General features: G+C 58.5%; 10 protein-coding genes and 3 pseudogenes. 3 read left to right on the forward strand and 10 right to left on the reverse strand.

The features are described from left to right. Positions 1–286: 286 nt before the first annotated feature. The 7 genes from IC37_RS20405 to IC37_RS20435 all read right to left on the reverse strand — a co-directional run bounded on the left by IC37_RS20405 (position 287) and on the right by IC37_RS20435 (position 9,931). Positions 287–649 (reverse strand): copper-binding protein, encoded by a 363-nt coding sequence (locus IC37_RS20405; protein ID WP_030131280.1) that lies wholly within the window; start codon positions 647–649, stop codon positions 287–289. Further along, entirely contained in the window at positions 646–3,804 is a 3,159-nt protein-coding gene (locus tag IC37_RS20410; protein ID WP_030131279.1) for an efflux RND transporter permease subunit, read from the reverse strand. The genes IC37_RS20405 and IC37_RS20410 overlap by 4 nt, the downstream gene beginning before the upstream one ends. After that, positions 3,801–5,285 (reverse strand): efflux RND transporter periplasmic adaptor subunit, encoded by a 1,485-nt coding sequence (locus IC37_RS20415; protein WP_030131278.1) that lies wholly within the window; start codon positions 5,283–5,285, stop codon positions 3,801–3,803. Before IC37_RS20415 ends, IC37_RS20410 begins: the two co-directional genes overlap by 4 nt. Further along, entirely contained in the window at positions 5,282–6,538 is a 1,257-nt protein-coding gene (locus tag IC37_RS20420) for a TolC family protein (RefSeq protein ID WP_030131277.1), read from the reverse strand. Before IC37_RS20420 ends, IC37_RS20415 begins: the two co-directional genes overlap by 4 nt. Before the next feature lie 100 nt (positions 6,539–6,638). After that, positions 6,639–6,980 (reverse strand): hypothetical protein, encoded by a 342-nt coding sequence (locus IC37_RS30620; protein ID WP_030131276.1) that lies wholly within the window; start codon positions 6,978–6,980, stop codon positions 6,639–6,641. 175 nt (positions 6,981–7,155) lie between these two features. Continuing rightward, a complete protein-coding gene (locus tag IC37_RS20430) occupies positions 7,156–8,184 on the reverse strand; it encodes a sterol desaturase family protein (protein ID WP_030131275.1) in 1,029 nt (342 codons plus the stop codon). Positions 8,185–8,476: 292 nt separating this feature from the next. After that, a complete protein-coding gene (locus IC37_RS20435; protein WP_030131274.1) occupies positions 8,477–9,931 on the reverse strand; it encodes a site-specific integrase in 1,455 nt (484 codons plus the stop codon). Positions 9,932–11,303: 1,372 nt separating this feature from the next. On the opposite strand from IC37_RS20435, the pseudogene ltrA reads away from it, so the two are divergent. Next, positions 11,304–12,029 (forward strand): annotated as a pseudogene (gene ltrA, locus IC37_RS20445) (group II intron reverse transcriptase/maturase); the annotation flags it as partial. Here the strand turns inward: ltrA and IC37_RS30190 are convergent. After that, a pseudogene (locus IC37_RS30190) lies at positions 11,982–12,407 on the reverse strand (hypothetical protein); the annotation flags it as partial. The pseudogenes ltrA and IC37_RS30190 overlap by 48 nt on opposite strands. On the opposite strand from IC37_RS30190, the gene IC37_RS30625 reads away from it, so the two are divergent. After that, the gene (locus IC37_RS30625; RefSeq protein ID WP_158225667.1) at positions 12,333–12,494 is read left to right on the forward strand and encodes a hypothetical protein; all 162 of its coding nucleotides are present in this window, start codon (positions 12,333–12,335) and stop codon (positions 12,492–12,494) included. The pseudogene IC37_RS30190 and the gene IC37_RS30625 sit on opposite strands and share 75 nt — an antisense overlap. 46 nt (positions 12,495–12,540) lie before the next feature. Here IC37_RS30625 and IC37_RS20455 read toward each other — a convergent pair. Further along, positions 12,541–13,131, reverse strand: a pseudogene (locus IC37_RS20455) (helix-turn-helix domain-containing protein). Between the two features lie 53 nt (positions 13,132–13,184). Next, positions 13,185–13,355 (reverse strand): hypothetical protein, encoded by a 171-nt coding sequence (locus tag IC37_RS30125; protein ID WP_177409419.1) that lies wholly within the window; start codon positions 13,353–13,355, stop codon positions 13,185–13,187. Between the two features lie 371 nt (positions 13,356–13,726). On the opposite strand from IC37_RS30125, the gene IC37_RS20460 reads away from it, so the two are divergent. Next, on the forward strand, positions 13,727–15,733 hold the full coding sequence (locus IC37_RS20460; protein WP_256580775.1) for an ATP-binding cassette domain-containing protein: 2,007 nt from the start codon (positions 13,727–13,729) through the stop codon (positions 15,731–15,733).

The raw sequence follows: 15,733 nt of genomic DNA on the forward strand, positions 1-15,733 counted from the left end.
CGCCCCCGATATGCTTTTTCAGGAAAAATCGGAGAGGCGACAACTATCCTGACACCGGGGGGAGTTGACGCTCTGTTTTGGATTTTCTCGCGCGATGCCTGGCACCGCTTCGCGATGCCCAAAATTTTATGATTTTGGCGGTTTAATACGTAGATGGATCGTCCACAGCCCCGCATTCCCGGCGGTTTAGGACTTTGCAGCGACGGGATAGGTCAGAGTCTTTTTAATGACGGATGACTGGCCCGATATCAGCTTGTGGATGTCGAACCAGGCATCCATTCCATTGCTACTTCAGAGTCTTGATGGACACGATTGTGGCTGCCATCCCCTCTGCACGAAACTCAAACGCTACTTGATCCCCAATCTTCAGGCCTGCCAGTTGTTTGGCTGTTGCGTTGAACCCCATGGTCATGGCGGGCCACTGCACGGCCGGCACAGCGCCATGGGCGATAGTCACCGTGTGTTTCGTTGTATCGATGGCCTTGATCGTACCCTCGGCTTTGGCCACGGGAGCCTGCTTCGCCTCCTGTTTCATCTGCATGTCGTTCATGGGCATATCGTCCATCTTCATACCTGGCATGTCCTCTGCCTGGGCATAAAGAGACAGTGCAATAACGGTGCTTGCAACGGCGATCAGGGTGAGTTTCATACGACTTTCCCTTGAGGGTTGATGGATACAACTGGAAGGTGCCGACGGCGCATCAAACGGTAGGCCGCCGGAATGACGAACAAGGACAACAAGGGCGCGGTGACCATGCCACCGACCATGGGCGCGGCGATGCGGCTCATCACTTCGCTACCGGTACCGCTACCCAATAGGATCGGTAACAGGCCAGCAATGATGACCGCCACAGTCATGGCTTTGGGTCGGACCCGCTGCACCGCGCCTTCACGAATCGCAGCGATCAACCCTCGCTCTGTGTTATCACCGGCGTCTTCTCGCTCGGTCCAGGCGTTCTTGAGGTAAAGCAGCATGATCACGCCAAATTCGGCCGACACGCCGGCCAGGGCGATGAACCCGACTCCGGTGGCCACCGACAGATTGAACCCCAGCAGATAGAGGAACCACGCCCCGCCAGTCAGGGCGAACGGCAGGGTGGCCATGATCAGCAAGGCCTCGTCGAAGCGGGCGAACGTCAGATAGAGCAGCACGAAAATGATCAGCAACGTGGCCGGTACTACCAGTTTGAGCCGCGCGTTGGCCCGCTCGAGAAATTCGAACTGTCCTGAGTAGCTCAGGCTCATACCTGGCTGGAACTTGACCTGCTCACTGACGACCCGGCGCAGGTCGGCGACCACTGAGGCAATATCCCGGCCACGCACGTCGATGTACACCCAGCCGGAAGGCCGGGCGTTCTCGCTCTTGAGCATGGGAGGACCGTCGCTGACCTTGACCTTTGCCACGGTGCCGAGGGTGATCTGACTCCCTAAAGGGGTGTAGATCGGCAGCTGCTCCAAGGCGACGAGCGAGTCACGCCACTCACGGGGATAACGCACGTTGATCGGGAAGCGCGCGAGCCCTTCAATCGTCTCCCCGACGTTCTCACCGCCAATAGCACCGGCCACGATCGACTGCACATCGGCGATGTTCAGCCCGTAGCGGGCAGCAGCCTTGCGGTCGATGTCCACATCGATATAGCGGCCGCCGGTCAGGCGTTCGGCCAGGGCTGAACTGACCCCGGGCACATCCTTGGCCACGCGCTCGACCGCCTGAGTAGCCGCGTCGATCTGGGTCAGGTTGGTGCCGGCAATTTTCACTCCGATCGGACTCTTGATCCCGGTGGCGAGCATGTCGATGCGATTGCGGATCGGTGGTATCCAGATGTTGGTCAGCCCTGGGACGCGTACCACTCGATCCAGCTCTTCCACCAATTTTTCCTGGGTCATACCGGGACGCCACTGTTCGCGTGGTTTGAACTGGATAGTGGTCTCGAACATCTCCAGCGGAGCCGGGTCGGTGGCGGTTTCGGCGCGGCCAGCCTTACCGAAGACGTGTTCGACTTCGGGGACGGTCTTGATCAGGCGATCAGTCTGCTGCAACAGCTGCGCGGCTTTCTGCGCCGACAACCCCGGCAGAGCCGAAGGCATATAGAGCAGATCACCCTCGTCCAGTGCAGGGAGGAACTCGCCACCTAAGCGAGAGATCGGCCATAGCGCGCTGAGAAAAATCAATAGCGCGACCAGCAGGGTGATTTTGGGACGACGCAGCACCGCGTCCAGGGCCGGTTGATAGATCCTGATCAACCAGCGGTTCAATGGATTCTGTTGTTCGTTGGGGATCCGTCCGCGAATCCAGTAGCCCATCAGCACCGGTACCAGGGTCACAGACAGTCCGGCCGCCGCGGCCATGGCATAGGTCTTGGTGAAGGCGAGGGGGCCAAACAGGCGACCCTCTTGCGCCTCCAGGGTGAACACCGGAATGAACGACAGGGTGATGATCAACAGGCAGAAGAACAGCGCCGGCCCCACCTCGGCCGCCGCTTCGGTCATCACATGCCAGTGATGTTCGCCCTTCAGCTCTTCGCCGGGATGGACCGCGTACCAGGCCTCGACCTTTTTGTGAGCGTTTTCGATCATCACCACGGCGGCATCTACCATGGCGCCGATGGCGATAGCGATCCCGCCCAGGGACATGATATTGGCGTTGATCCCTTGGTGCCGCATGACTATGAAGGCAATCAGCACCCCCACGGGCAGCGAGATAATGGCCACCAGGGATGAGCGCAGATGCCAGAGGAAGATCCCGCAGACCAGCGCGACGACGATGAATTCTTCGAGCAGTTTGTGACTGAGATTTTTCACAGCGCGGTCGATCAGCTTGCTACGGTCGTAGGTGGTGACGATTTCCACCCCGGCCGGCAGGCTGCTTTTCAGGTCGTCAAGTTTGGCCTTGACCGCGGCAATGGTTTCGCGAGCGTTCTTGCCGCTGCGCAGAATCACCACGCCGCCGACGGTCTCGCCTTCGCCGTCGAGTTCGGTGATGCCACGACGCATCTCCGGCCCCAGTTGGATTGTGGCTACATCGCCAAGGGTCACCGGTACGCCAGCCGCACCGAGCTTGAGTGGAATCGCGCGAAAGTCATTGAGGGTCTTCAGATAGCCGGAGGCGCGGACCATGAACTCGGTCTCCGCCATCTCCAGTACGGCGCCACCGGTTTCCTGATTGGCCTTGCCAATGGCCTCGGTCACCTCAGCTTGAGTGATGCCCAAGCTGGCCAATTTGAGTGGATCGAGCTGCACCTGGTACTGCTTGACCATGCCGCCCACGGTGGCGACTTCCGCAACGTTGGGCAGGGTCTTGAGTTCGAACTTGAGAAACCAGTCCTGCAGGCCCCGCAGTTGCGCCAGGTCGTGTCCGCCACTGCGATCCACCAGTGCATACTGATAGATCCAGCCCACGCCTGTGGCGTCGGGTCCCAAGGACGGTTTGGCGGAAGCCGGCAGGCGGCTTTGGACCTGACTCAAGTATTCCAGCACCCGTGAGCGGGCCCAGTACAAGTCCGTACCGTCCTCAAACAGCACGTAAACGAAGCTGTCGCCAAAAAAGGAATAGCCGCGTACGGTCTTGGCTCCCGGTACCGAAAGCATGGTGGTGGTCAACGGGTAGGTCACTTGGTTTTCAACGATCTGCGGCGCTTGTCCTGGATAAGGGGTGCGTATGATCACCTGAACATCGGAGAGGTCCGGTAGTGCATCAATGGGGGTGCTCTGAACCGACCAGACGCCCCAGAGCGTGACGAAGAGCGTCACCAGCAGTACCAGGAAGCGGTTGGCCACTGACCAGCGAATCAGGGCGGCGATCATGGCTGCCCCCCTGGTTTTTCCAGGTGTTCAACCCGCAAGCCATCGTCGGTTTGGCTCACCGCAATCCGAACCTTGTCGCCCGCCTTGAGTCCTTGCCTGAGCGCAGGGTCCGCCAATGGGAAGGTCATGGTCATCCCCGGCATGCCGAGCGTCTTGAACGGACCATGGGCGAGGGTTACGTCGTTGTTGTTGATTTCGACAATCTGCCCGTCCGCCTCATGCAAGGCCGAAGCTACGGCGGTAGAGGGTGGCGTTTCCATCGTGCTTGCGACGATGCCCTGGAGACTGGCCTCGGAGTCGAGCAGGAACTGACCGGAGGTAACCACCTGCAGGCCTTCTTCCAAACCTTTCAGCACCACCGTCTTGCCTTCGTTTTCCTGCCCGAGTTGCACTTCTACGGGACGGTAGCGACCAGCGTCTTCGGCGAGCATCACCAGGACGCGTCGGCCGGTGCGAATGAGTGCCTCGCTCGGTACCCACAACACGCTTTGCTCAGTCGAATGATTCAGGCGCACTTGCGCCGTCAATCCGGGTCTGAGGCGCCCGTCAGGGTTGGGCAGTTCGACGCGTACACGAATGGTGCGGCTGTCCGGATTGGTTTCGGGAAGAATCGCGCTGACCGTGCCGTTGAGCACAGTCCCAGGGAAGGCTGGCAGACGTGCTTCGACCGTTTGACCGACGACGATCGATCCAGCCTCCGACTCTGGAACGGCCACAGCCAGCCAGACGCTACTCAAACCATTGACGCGTGCCAGGGTCTTGCCGGCGGCCACCGTCATTCCCTCTCGTACATCCAACTCTTGCAGCACACCGCCAATGGGACTGGTGAGGGTCATGTTCGGCTGAACCTTGCCGCTGCGCTCTACCTGAGTAATCAGTGTCGCCGGCATTCCCGTGAGGCGCAGACGTTGGCGTGCCGCTGCCAGCAAGTCAGCATCACCGTTACCTTTAAGTGCGAGGAATTCTTCCTGAGCAGCAGCCCATTCCGGTACGAGGATATCCGCCAATGGCGCATTGGCTTTGAGCACATCGCCTGGTGCGCGGGCATACACCCGCTCCACAAAGCCGGCAGTTCGCGATTGAATCACCGCGACATCCCGTTCATTGAACGCCAGCACACCGGTTACATCCAGGCTGGAAGCGAGGACTCCACGAGTGACTGTCGCCAAGCGCAGGCCGAGATTCTGGGTCAGGCTTGGGTCGATACTGATGACCGCACTGTCCGCCGCGGAATCAGCGTATCGGGGCACCAACTCCATATCCATGAAGGGCGATTTTCCTGGTTTATCAAACTTCTGCTGTGGGGACATCGGGTCGTACCAATACAGTACTTTGCGTTCCTCTTGCGTTTCAGGGGGTTGTTCGGCGGTGGTATCAGACATTGCACTCATGCGCTGCTGAGCGAACCAGTAACCGCCGGCGGCGCCCAGGGCAATCGAGAGGCCTGTCAGTAATGCCCCTTTCCAGATTCGAGTGCTCATTGATTGGCGTCCCCATAAGCGAAATACAGGCGAGCACTGGTGAGGGCTCGTTGTTCTTCGAAGTCGATCTGTTTGAGGCGGGTCTCGATGAGTTCACGTCGGGCTGCGATGACAGCCGCCAAGTCGCTTTTACCGGCGCGGTAGCTGGCCATGGTCAGCGCCACCTTTTCCTTGGCCAACGGTAATAGGTTGTCCTGGCTGCGGCGCACGGCACGGTTCAGACGCTCGTACTCAGCCAGATCGTCCTCCAGTTGCTGGGTATGTTCACGTACGAGAGCTTCGCGCTCGGCCTCCACCTGATTCAGTTCGGCGTGTTTGGCGGCGATCTTCGGGCTTTGTCGGGAGTCGGGGAACAGTGGCAGGTCGAATGTGAATTGCACGCTGACCATGTCGCCAAATTCCCGCCCGCGCCGCTGATAGTCGAGTTCCCAGCTCCAGTCGGACTGCTTTTCCGCTTCCGCTTCACGGACCTTGGCCTGCGCTTCGCGGGTCATCGGGGCGAATGCCGTCAGCGCGGGGTGATGTTGCAGCTTTTGGGCGTACCCCGACGTATCGATGGGCCACTTCGGCAAGCTGCCGATTGGTTGGTCATTGGCGGCCGAACCAATCCAGCGTTTGAGTGCGGCTCGGGCTTGGGCACGCAGGCGAATTAATTCGTCCTGTTGCTCCGCCAACTGAGCGGCTTCCTGTTTGGGCGTGACTGCATCGGCAGGTTGAGCGCGACCGCCGGCGATCTGTGCCCGGACGGTATCGGCCAACAGGCGGTTCTCTCGAAAGAAGTCCTGGAACAGTGCCTCTTTACGCTCGACGGAGTAGCTGCTGATCCAGGCTAATGCCGTGGCCTGACGAACATTCAGACGCTCCACACGAGCTTCAGCCGCAGCTCGATCGACGGCCGCCTCGGCGACCTCAACACGTGCTTTGCGTTTGTCGCGGTTGGGCACCTCCTGCATGACGCCGACCATCTGCATGGTCATGAAGTCCTGCTCAAGGCGCCAGCGGTCAGGGCCGCCGATGGGATAGTTTTGTACGCCCAGCAGAAGCTTCGGGTCGGGTAGTTCGCCGGCTGGAATGGCGGCGCTGCTGGCGGCTTGCAGTTTGGCCGCTTGGGCGGTCAGCGATGGTGCATTGGTTTCGGCAAGGCGCAAGGCTTCGTCGAGTGTTAGGGCGGCGGCCAGGCTCGGCAATACCAGCACGCTTGCCGCCAGGGCGGCCACGAGGGGCCAACCGGTGCAGTAGCACTTGGGTTTCATGTTCACGATTCCTGTGAGGATCCACTGCGCGCCTCATTAGACATGCGCGCAGATATGCCTTCCCGCGCAGAGCGGGATAAGGTTCAGTGTGGTACAGGAATCAAGCGCGAGGCGGTCGCCACACCCCGGACGGGGTATAAGCAGGCAGGAAGTCGCTGAAGATTGTTAGCATCTGCGAACTGGACAAACGGGTGGCAGGTTTCCCAAACGACACTTGTAGCAGACTGGCGCTCCTGCATTCCTGGCCAGGCTTGCAGGGTTTGCCATGATCGGCGGAGCTGCTCATGTCAAGGCAGCAGTCCGGGTTCATATCGTCCATCATGGTCATGCCCGTCGTTTTCATCGGGCAAGGTTCTGTCGGTGCCTGAATGCCCGCCATCCCGCTCAGGGGAAGCGCCAAGCTGATCAGGAAAATGAGGCAGCACCGCAAATAGCGTTTCATGCGAGGGAGTCTAGTCGCTGGTAACGGGCTGTACAATTACGACTCTGTCAGGAAGGCCCGTCGGATGCATAAGAACTTCCTTGTGTCGAAACAAGGACGCGTTAAACAACCAAGTCCAACTCGAAATCAGAAATGACGGCTTCCGCAGTCATCCCTTCGTCTCTTATGGTTGGGGCTATGAATAGGGCGTTTCAGGCTCAACCCTTCGCGGGCGTTTCGCCAGGAGCTTGCGGGCGGTTTCGACAAAGGGCGTGACGATCAGGCTATAGACCGTCAGGTAATGCTGGTGGTCCTGTTCTCCGGTGCCGAAGCGCAGGTTCTCGGGCTGCGAGCGGGTGACATATAGCGTGCCGAACATCCAGTCCCAAAGAGACAGGTTGGTGCCGAAGTTCCGGTTGAAGTGACGGGGGGCGTCGCTGTGGTGGATCTGGTGCTGGGCTGGGCTGTTAAGCAGATGTTCGAGCACCGGCCCGAATGACAGCCAGACATGAGTGTGACGCAGATTGGCCGCTAGGCCATTGAAGATGAACACCAGATAGGTCACGCCGAACAGGGTGTAGCGGCTGATCTCGCCACCACAGGCGTACCAGAAGCCACCGACATAGAGGCCGAGGCAGGCGGTGGTGCTGAGTTTCTCGACGATCTTTTCCACGAAGTGCACCCTGCTCGCCGTCGCTGGTACCAGCACCGGCGCCGAGTGATGGACCTTATGAAATGCCCAGAGCCAGCGCGAGTGAAAGGCCCGGTGCGCCCAGTAATGGACGAAATCCTTTACCAAGAACACCCCCAGCCCGTAGAGCAGGGCGAGCGAGAGGTTCTCCTCCAGGCGCGGGCGCGCGCCCCAAAGATTGCTAAAAAAATCCAGGTAATCCCCGGAGCGCAGGATATACGGATCGACCAGATGGACAATGGGCAGCACCAGGGCGACCTTGAGAATGGCCCGCACGAAGTAGTAGCGGTAATCCAGCAGCGCCGAGCGATGCAAGTACACCTGGCGACCGCCGATGAATTTCCAGAACGAACGGGCGTCGGTCAGGCCGCGATATTTTCTGAAGCGGAACAGGCCATAGGCGACGCTGTAGGAGACGCAAAGAAACAAGACCCCGAGGCGGCCGTTCAGATTAAAAATGCTGAGAAACTGCTCGGTGACAGGCGCGATCACCCACTCGATCAGGTGCTTATAGACAAGCGAGAATGCATCCACGAAACGCCAGCCTCAGCCAAAGGAAACGCATTGTAAATCATTCTGATTTGGCTGAGTGTGTTTCTGCTTGGCTTCCGAGCCTTGTGGGCAAGGTGTTCTCGGATTGGGGCGTCTCAGGCTCGCCGTGCTTCAATCTTGCCGCAGGGCTCTTTCTCAGCGTCGAGAATAACGAACGAAAGTTAAGTTCGGCGCGTCCACAGGCAGCAGCTTAGTCACGGATTACTGACGCCAGTGGACGCAAATCACTGCGTCCACTGAGGTTTCCGAATCTTCGGGCCATGGTACGTTCGGCCTATGAAGATGGCCGTGCCTCTGTCAATGCGTACGCTGGGAAAGACATCATCGACTCGGAGGGTGGATGCTCGTAGGTTGAGGACAACACGGCACTGAGACGATCGCCCAACAGATTCCAGGCACGTTTCTTCTCTTCGGCATAGTCGTGATGCAGGTAGTGGCGCCTCACCCGGGAGCCGGCCAACACATGATTTTGGCAGCGATCGATGACGTCCAGACTGACCCCCAAGGCCTGCATCATGGTCGCGCCGGTGCGGCGCAGGTCATGCGGCGTCCAATCGCCGTTCTGGCCGTCGGCGAGGACCAGGGTATCGTCATGACGCCGCCTGGAGAGAGCCTTACGGTTTTTGAAGCGGGCCTGGCGGTCACCCACTTGTTTGCTCACCACTTTCACGTCCACATGCCCATCATTCTGCTTGTTCGGAAAGCACCACTGGGTGTCTCCCGTCAGGGTCTTGAGTTCCTGAAAGAAATGCAGGGCGAAGGGGGAGAGGAAGACATGGTGGTCCTGTTTCTTGCCCCGGGTGCCTTTGACGTTTTCACTGGGGAGGAACCAGGTCTGCCGGTCCAGATCGACATTTTTCCATTCGGCCTGCAGCAACTCGCCAATCCGGCACAGCGTGCCCAGGCTGATCCAGAGTGCGAGTTGGGTTGCTTTCTTTAGCGGCCGTATGCCGTCGTATTTTTGCCCGGCGGGCAGGGCGTTGTAATCGGCAGTCATTTGCTGGAAGCGGTTGTGCAGTTCCAACAGCTCAGCCGGTGAAAGGATGCGGCTTCTTTCGGCCTCGTAGTCGGCTGGGATCAGAGGGGAGATGTCGACCAGTTCCGTCGGATCTCCCTCGATCAATAAGGCCCGCCAGGGCTGACGTTTTCTGGCCCAGCTGAACATCTGAGTGAGGTCGGCGAAGAAACTGATGGCTTGCCGGTGAGCGCCGCGGTTGACCACGGCGCGGATCAGCGCCCGAACATCGTGTTCGGAGACGCTGCTCACCGCGGTCTTGCCGAGTGCCGGAAAAAGGTCCTTGTTAAAGCGTCGTTGCAATTCAGCATTGCCATCTTTCCGCGCCACGCCATCCAACAGCCACGCCTTGGCCAGATCCTGGACGGTCAGCGTTTTCACCTTCGTCGTTTTTACTTGTTCAGCCTCTACGTTAGCAGCGGCGTATGCCTGTGCCTTGGCGGTTTTCTTGTGCTCGTTGGGATTGATTTGCTCATCAATGAGTGCCCGTGCCTGGTTGCGGGCCTTGCGGATGTCCGTCAGGGATTTGCGTGGCCAGGACCCGCAGGCGTATTCTTTGTTCTGCTCGCCCCACCGATAGCGATAGAAAAAGCTGACCGACACGCCGTCCTTACGCAGGGAAATTCGACCCGCGAGATTGCCATCTTCCCGGAGGATTCGGCCTGCATCGTTGGCGGTCAGCGACTCGAGTTCTTTGATGGTGATTTTGGCCATGAAACGGACTCCCCCTACTTTTACCCCCACAAAAGCGCCGGCTCTTGATGGACGTTACTGGACTCTCGTAGAGCAGAACACCGCTGGAGCTCAAGTAAATACTAGCTTAGAAAAATCCAGAGTAAAATTTTGGAAGCTTTCAAGAAGTATGAAAAAGGAGATGGGGTGCTAGGGGGCGAGTGTTCGAATCACTCCGTCCCGACCATATAATTCAAAGGGTTGCGAGATTTTATCTCGCGACCCTTTTTTATGGTGCGCCCAGCATGGGCGCAATCTGTGAGTTCACGCCGTTTTTGGCCCTTTTTCGCGCTGCCTTTGGCACCAATCCTGTTTGATATTTATCTTCTTTCTCAGCTTTTTCGCATGTCAGATAGCCTTGCCTAATGCCTTGTTTTCGGGGGATTAGGTCGTTTTCCCTCACCCGCGCCGCGGCGCTAAATCCTGGAAGCTCAGTTCCGATTCTTCGTTCTTAAAGGTCACCATCCCAAATCAGCGAAACCGGCTGTACGTCACGCGGGCCGTGCCTTTGAAGACAAACGGAAGCAGCGAAAGCCGGACTTCCGATTGTGCGCTCGGGAAACGGAACAGAGCGCGGGGAGGGCGCATCTATTCGAATTGATTGCTGACGGGCTGTGGGCCTCCGGAAGACCCTTTGATCACAAGGCCCTGGGGCCGATTTGGAATCAAACCATCGCGTCCGAGAGCCTGACTCATACCTCCAAATTCGACGTTTTTGGGCCCAAACCGCAGTGCCAAACAGACCGCAAATTCACCCGACTTCTGGCTGTTTTGGTGACAAACTATTTTGCAGGTAGTTGGCACCGATTGAGTGCCGCTAAACCCTCGAAAGATCCGTCGGCCGCGGCTTCTAGCGGTCAACTCGGAATCTCTTGCAAGGTCCTGGTCGGTGCCAAATCCGCTGCTAACTCACACCACAGCGAACGAAGTGAAGCGCAACTGCATGAGGGCGACCGAGTGTGGGGAGGAAGCGTGGATCGAAGCCATGAGCCGATGCACAAGAACTGGATAGAAGGCGAAGCCGATCAGGGCGAGCGGGCATAAAACCGCGAAGCTCTTGTGGTCAAGGATCAGGCTGCGTAAATCCGGCGGTTGTGCGGGGAAGGATTGCGTTCTTACCTGGGGAGATCTCGCCTTGTGCCTGAAAGGGCGACGGCGCCAGCCGGAGCGAGAAGTCAGCAGAGGCCGTAGTAGTCTTATTTTTTTGACGAAGGGCCGAACGAGAGAAAGCGTTATAGGCCATGTTGATGCGAGAAACCGGAAGTCAGATGCCTGCCAAACGCGGGGCGGATGGAGGATGCGAGCGGTGAAGCCGTGAAAAGCCCCATCAGCGACGAGGTCGATCGCCCGCAAGATGAACCCGATAGCGCAGGGCAAGGGCTGCTGGAGCGGGCCTTTGCGAGAAGAAAACCTGAAGCGGGCCTGGAAGCGGGTCAAAGCCAACAAAGGTGCAGCAGGAGTCGACGGTCTGGATATTGATCAGACGGCCGAACATCTGCTGACTCAGTGGGCGGCGATTCGTGAACAGCTTATGTCAGGTATCTACCGGCCCAGTCCGGTACGCCGAGTGGCCATTCCCAAACCCGACGGTGGTCAGCGCGAGCTGGGTATCCCAACGGTCACCGACCGTTTGATCCAACAAGCGTTGCTGCAAGTCTTGCAGCCATTACTCGATCCGACCTTCAGTGAACACAGCTACGGTTTTCGCCCGGGGCGCTGCGCGCAGGACGCCGTTTTGGCGGCTCAGGGCTATGTGTCTTCAGGGCGCAGAGTGGTGGTGGATGTTGATTTGGAGAAGTTCTTCGACCGGGTCGATCACGACATTTTGATTGATCGTTTACGCAAGCGGATTGCGGATCGGGCGGTTATCCGGCTGATTCGGGCGTATCTGGATGCGGGAGCGCTGATCAATGGCGTGGTCGAGAAAGGCCGCTGCGGGGCGCCGCAAGGCGGCCCGCTGTCGCCGTTGCTGGCGAATGTGCTGCTGGACGAAGTGGATCGGGAGCTTGAACGTCGAGGTCATTGCTTCGTGCGCTATGCCGACGATGCGAATGTGTATGTCCGCAGCAAGAAGGCTGGGCAGCGGGTGATGGCCTTGCTCAAGCGTCTGTATGAAAAGCTGCACTTGAGTGTGCAAGATGATGCCGGCCGCTGGCATGGACATGGCGATGTTCAAGAACAGCGCCGAAATGATGCAGATGATGATGATGAACTGCGGCATGCCAATGATGATGCATTGCGGCAATATGAGCATGATGTGCATGTCCGCGGCGAGCATGGCCATGCCGATGATGAACATGATGATGCCAATGCCGATGATGGGCATGCCGTTGCCATCGATGAAGTGCGTGATGGAATGCACCATGATGGATGACTGCATGATGTGCAAAATCATGCCGATGGCCGGCATGAACATGGACATGATGAAAAGCTGCTGCGCGCTGATGATGAAAATAATGAACGACTGCAGCATGCCGATGATGATGAGCTGCAATGGCATGCCGCTCATGTGCTGCACCTGCTGATCCTTAGCATCAGACATTGAAAAGCCCGGCAGGGTTAAGCCTGCCGGGCTTTTCAATGTCTGCTTTTCAGTCCAGGCGTTCCGGGTAAGCCACCACCAGATACGCCACCGCCTCACTGTCGGCCGGGTTGCGGTAGCGGTGGGGCTGGTCCGCATAGAACAGGATTGAGTCGCCGGTGGAGAGCAGGTAGCGTTCGTCGTTGACGCTGATCTCCAACACACCCTGAGCCACCACCAGGTTTTCCTGCACGCCCGGGCCATGCCCTTCGGACTGATCCTCTCTCAACGGGCTCAGGCGCAGTTCGTAAAACTCCGATTGGCGCGCCACGTCGAACGGAAACAGCGCGCGGCTGACAAAGACGCCGCTGGCACTGACCAAGCGTTTGCTCTTGCTGGCCGACAGCACCGCCACCCCCTTCGAAGGCCCGATGCTCCAGAAAGGCGGCCATCGACACCTTCAAGACCTTGGCGATTTTGCACAGCACCTTGATGTCGGCACGCTGCGCCCGGACTCGATCTGCGCCAGCATCGCCCGGCTCACACCACACTGCCGGGGCCAGGGCGTCAAGGGAAAGATGACGCTTGCTCCGCAGGCGTTGCAAGTTCTGTGCGACCGTTCGCAGATCGGGTCTTCTTCCAATGGTGCCAGGTTGTTCAAATCCAGCACGGGTTCGTCGGCGCTCGCCAGAAAGCGCGAGGGTTCTTGCGCATTCACGCGTGGTGACGCGTCTCGCTGGCTTTAGCGGCTTGCGCCCACTGAGTGGCCTGCAAACCTGCATTGCGTGCGTACATTTCCCACATGGCCCGTGCCCGTTGCTGAGCCTGTTTGCGTTTGCGTTTGCGGTAGCTGGCGAAGTCGATGACGTTGGCAGTCGGATTCATGGGGGCACTTCACTGTGGGGTAAATGACGGCATAAATTGAGAGTACTCGGATAGTTTTATAACTATAAATACTGTTTCTTTATGTATTAATTCTTTTTGGTTATTTTAAATTCGGGCATTGGGAGCGCTGGATCATCGGCATTTGAATAATCACTGGGACCGAGCTTTGACCCAAGGGAAGGAACGGAGCAGCCTAAGCTAATTCCAAAAAGATATTTGTTTGTGCTTTTTAAGATCTATTAGCTTTATAGACTTTAGAAAGTGTGCCGGGAGCTCCTGTGACTATCATTCAATCCTCTTTTGCGACTGCCCGGCCCGAGTCTGCTCAGCGACTTCCGAAACCCTCCGCCGATCAAGCCAATGAGGATGATGTGGTCCTTGAGCTGCGAAACGTCACCAAAGCTTATCTGCGAAAAAAAGGTTCTGCTGCACCACCGGCAGTGAGCAATGTCAGCTTGAAGGTGCGTCGGGGCGAGGTCTTGTGCTTGATGGGGACGTCTGGAAGCGGCAAGTCGACATTGTTGCGTCACATCAACCGCTTGATCGAACCCACGAGTGGTGAAGTCTTGATCGAGGGTCGAGCGATCAGCGGGTTGAGCCATAAGGCTTTACGTGATTTGAGGTCGCGACGCATCGGTATGGTGTTTCAGCATTTTGGTTTGTTACCTCACCGCACAGTACTGGATAACGTCGCGCTTGCGCTGGAGTTGCGCGGCGAACGTGAGTCGATTCGTCACGCGGCAGCCTCCCTACAGTTGCAGGCGGTAGGGCTGGAAGGTTGGGGTGAGCATTATCCGCATGAGCTCTCCGGCGGCATGCAGCAACGTGTCGGCCTGGCACGGGCCTTGGTGACGGAGCCTGACATTCTGCTGATGGACGAGCCTTTCAGTGCTCTGGACCCAACCATCCGCCGAGATCTGCAAAGCCATTTCCTTGCACTGGCCCGCGAGCGCGGCATCAGCACCTTGCTAGTCACGCATGATCCGGCCGAAGCCATACGCCTGGCAGACCGAATAGCTGTGCTGCGCCATGGCCGTCTGGTGCAGTTGGGCACTCCAGAACAATTGCTTGAACATCCCGCTGACGCCGAAGTCGCGGACTTTTTTCGGGATTGCACACCCACACCATCTTCGCTGCACAGCGTGAACAGCGTTAGCTTCAAGGCTCCGGAAAGTGAACTGCGCGAGCAGTCCGCTACCCCTGGCTTGCGTGGGTGGCAAGCTCTTTTGCTGGGACCGGCGGCCCTGGCGGCGCGGGGTAAGGGCGGATTGTTCTGGCTTACGTTTGCCAGCGAACTCGCGGCATTGGCCGTCCTGGGTCAAGGCATTGCCAATTCATCGTGGTTTGCGGTGCTGGCGGCAGTCGCCGTGTTCGCTGCCAGCCGCTTCACTGCGTTCTCGCTGAGCCGCGCGCCCGTGCGACGAAGCGTATCGGGTTGGGTTCTGCCCTTGGTGGTACTGCTGGTCAGTCAGGCCTTGGTGGTCTGGCGAGTCATTACGCCTGACACGACCAATGCAGTGCTGCAGTTCCCGGCCAATCGCCAGGCGCTACTGCTGGCAGCGCAGAGCATCGACGAATTTATCGGCTGGTCTCAGGTCACGTTCGAGGGGGCGTTTATCGGAGTGATCGTTGCCGTTCGCACCGTCATTGAAGGGATTGAAAACCTGCTGGGCTGGCTGCCCTGGACGGTGTCGGCGCTAGCGCTGGTGTTACTGGCCTGGCGTTCGGCTGGCTTGGCGTTGGCGCTGACCAGCAGCGCGGCGTTGTTGTACATCGGCCTGTTCGGCTTCTGGGAGCGAACCATCGCGACCCTGGCGCTGGTCGGTTCGTCGGTACTGATTGCTCTGGTCATCGGTGTGCCAACCGGCATTCTGCTGGCGAAGCGGCCGCTGGTACGAAGGCTGCTCACACCTTTGCTGGATGTCATGCAGACGCTGCCAACCTTTGTCTACCTGATTCCTGCCGTGGCGTTCTTCTCGGTGGGCAAGACCCCGGCCGTGATCGCGACGGTGATTTTCGCGCTCGCGCCGATGATCCGTTTGACCTCGTTGGGTATTCAGGAAGTACCGAAGGACGCTGTCGAGGCTGCCGTCGCGCACGGCGCCAGTCCTTGGCAAACCCTGATCAAGGTGCAGCTGCCGCTCGCTCGCCGTTCGCTGTTGCTGGGGATTAACCAGACGATCGTCATGAGCCTGTCAATGGTGGTTGTGGCCGCGCTGATCGGCGCCGGCGGCCTGGGTTATGACGTGATGACAGCACTGCGCAATATCAACGGTGGCGAGGGCATGCTCGCCGGCGTGGCGATTGTCCTGTGCGCGCTGATCCCTGACCGAATCATTCAATCGAGCTTGCGTAAGCAAGATCACCTGCACAACTAA

The organism is Pseudomonas sp. QTF5 (assembly GCF_000512695.2).
In the GTDB taxonomy this organism is placed as follows: domain Bacteria; phylum Pseudomonadota; class Gammaproteobacteria; order Pseudomonadales; family Pseudomonadaceae; genus Aquipseudomonas.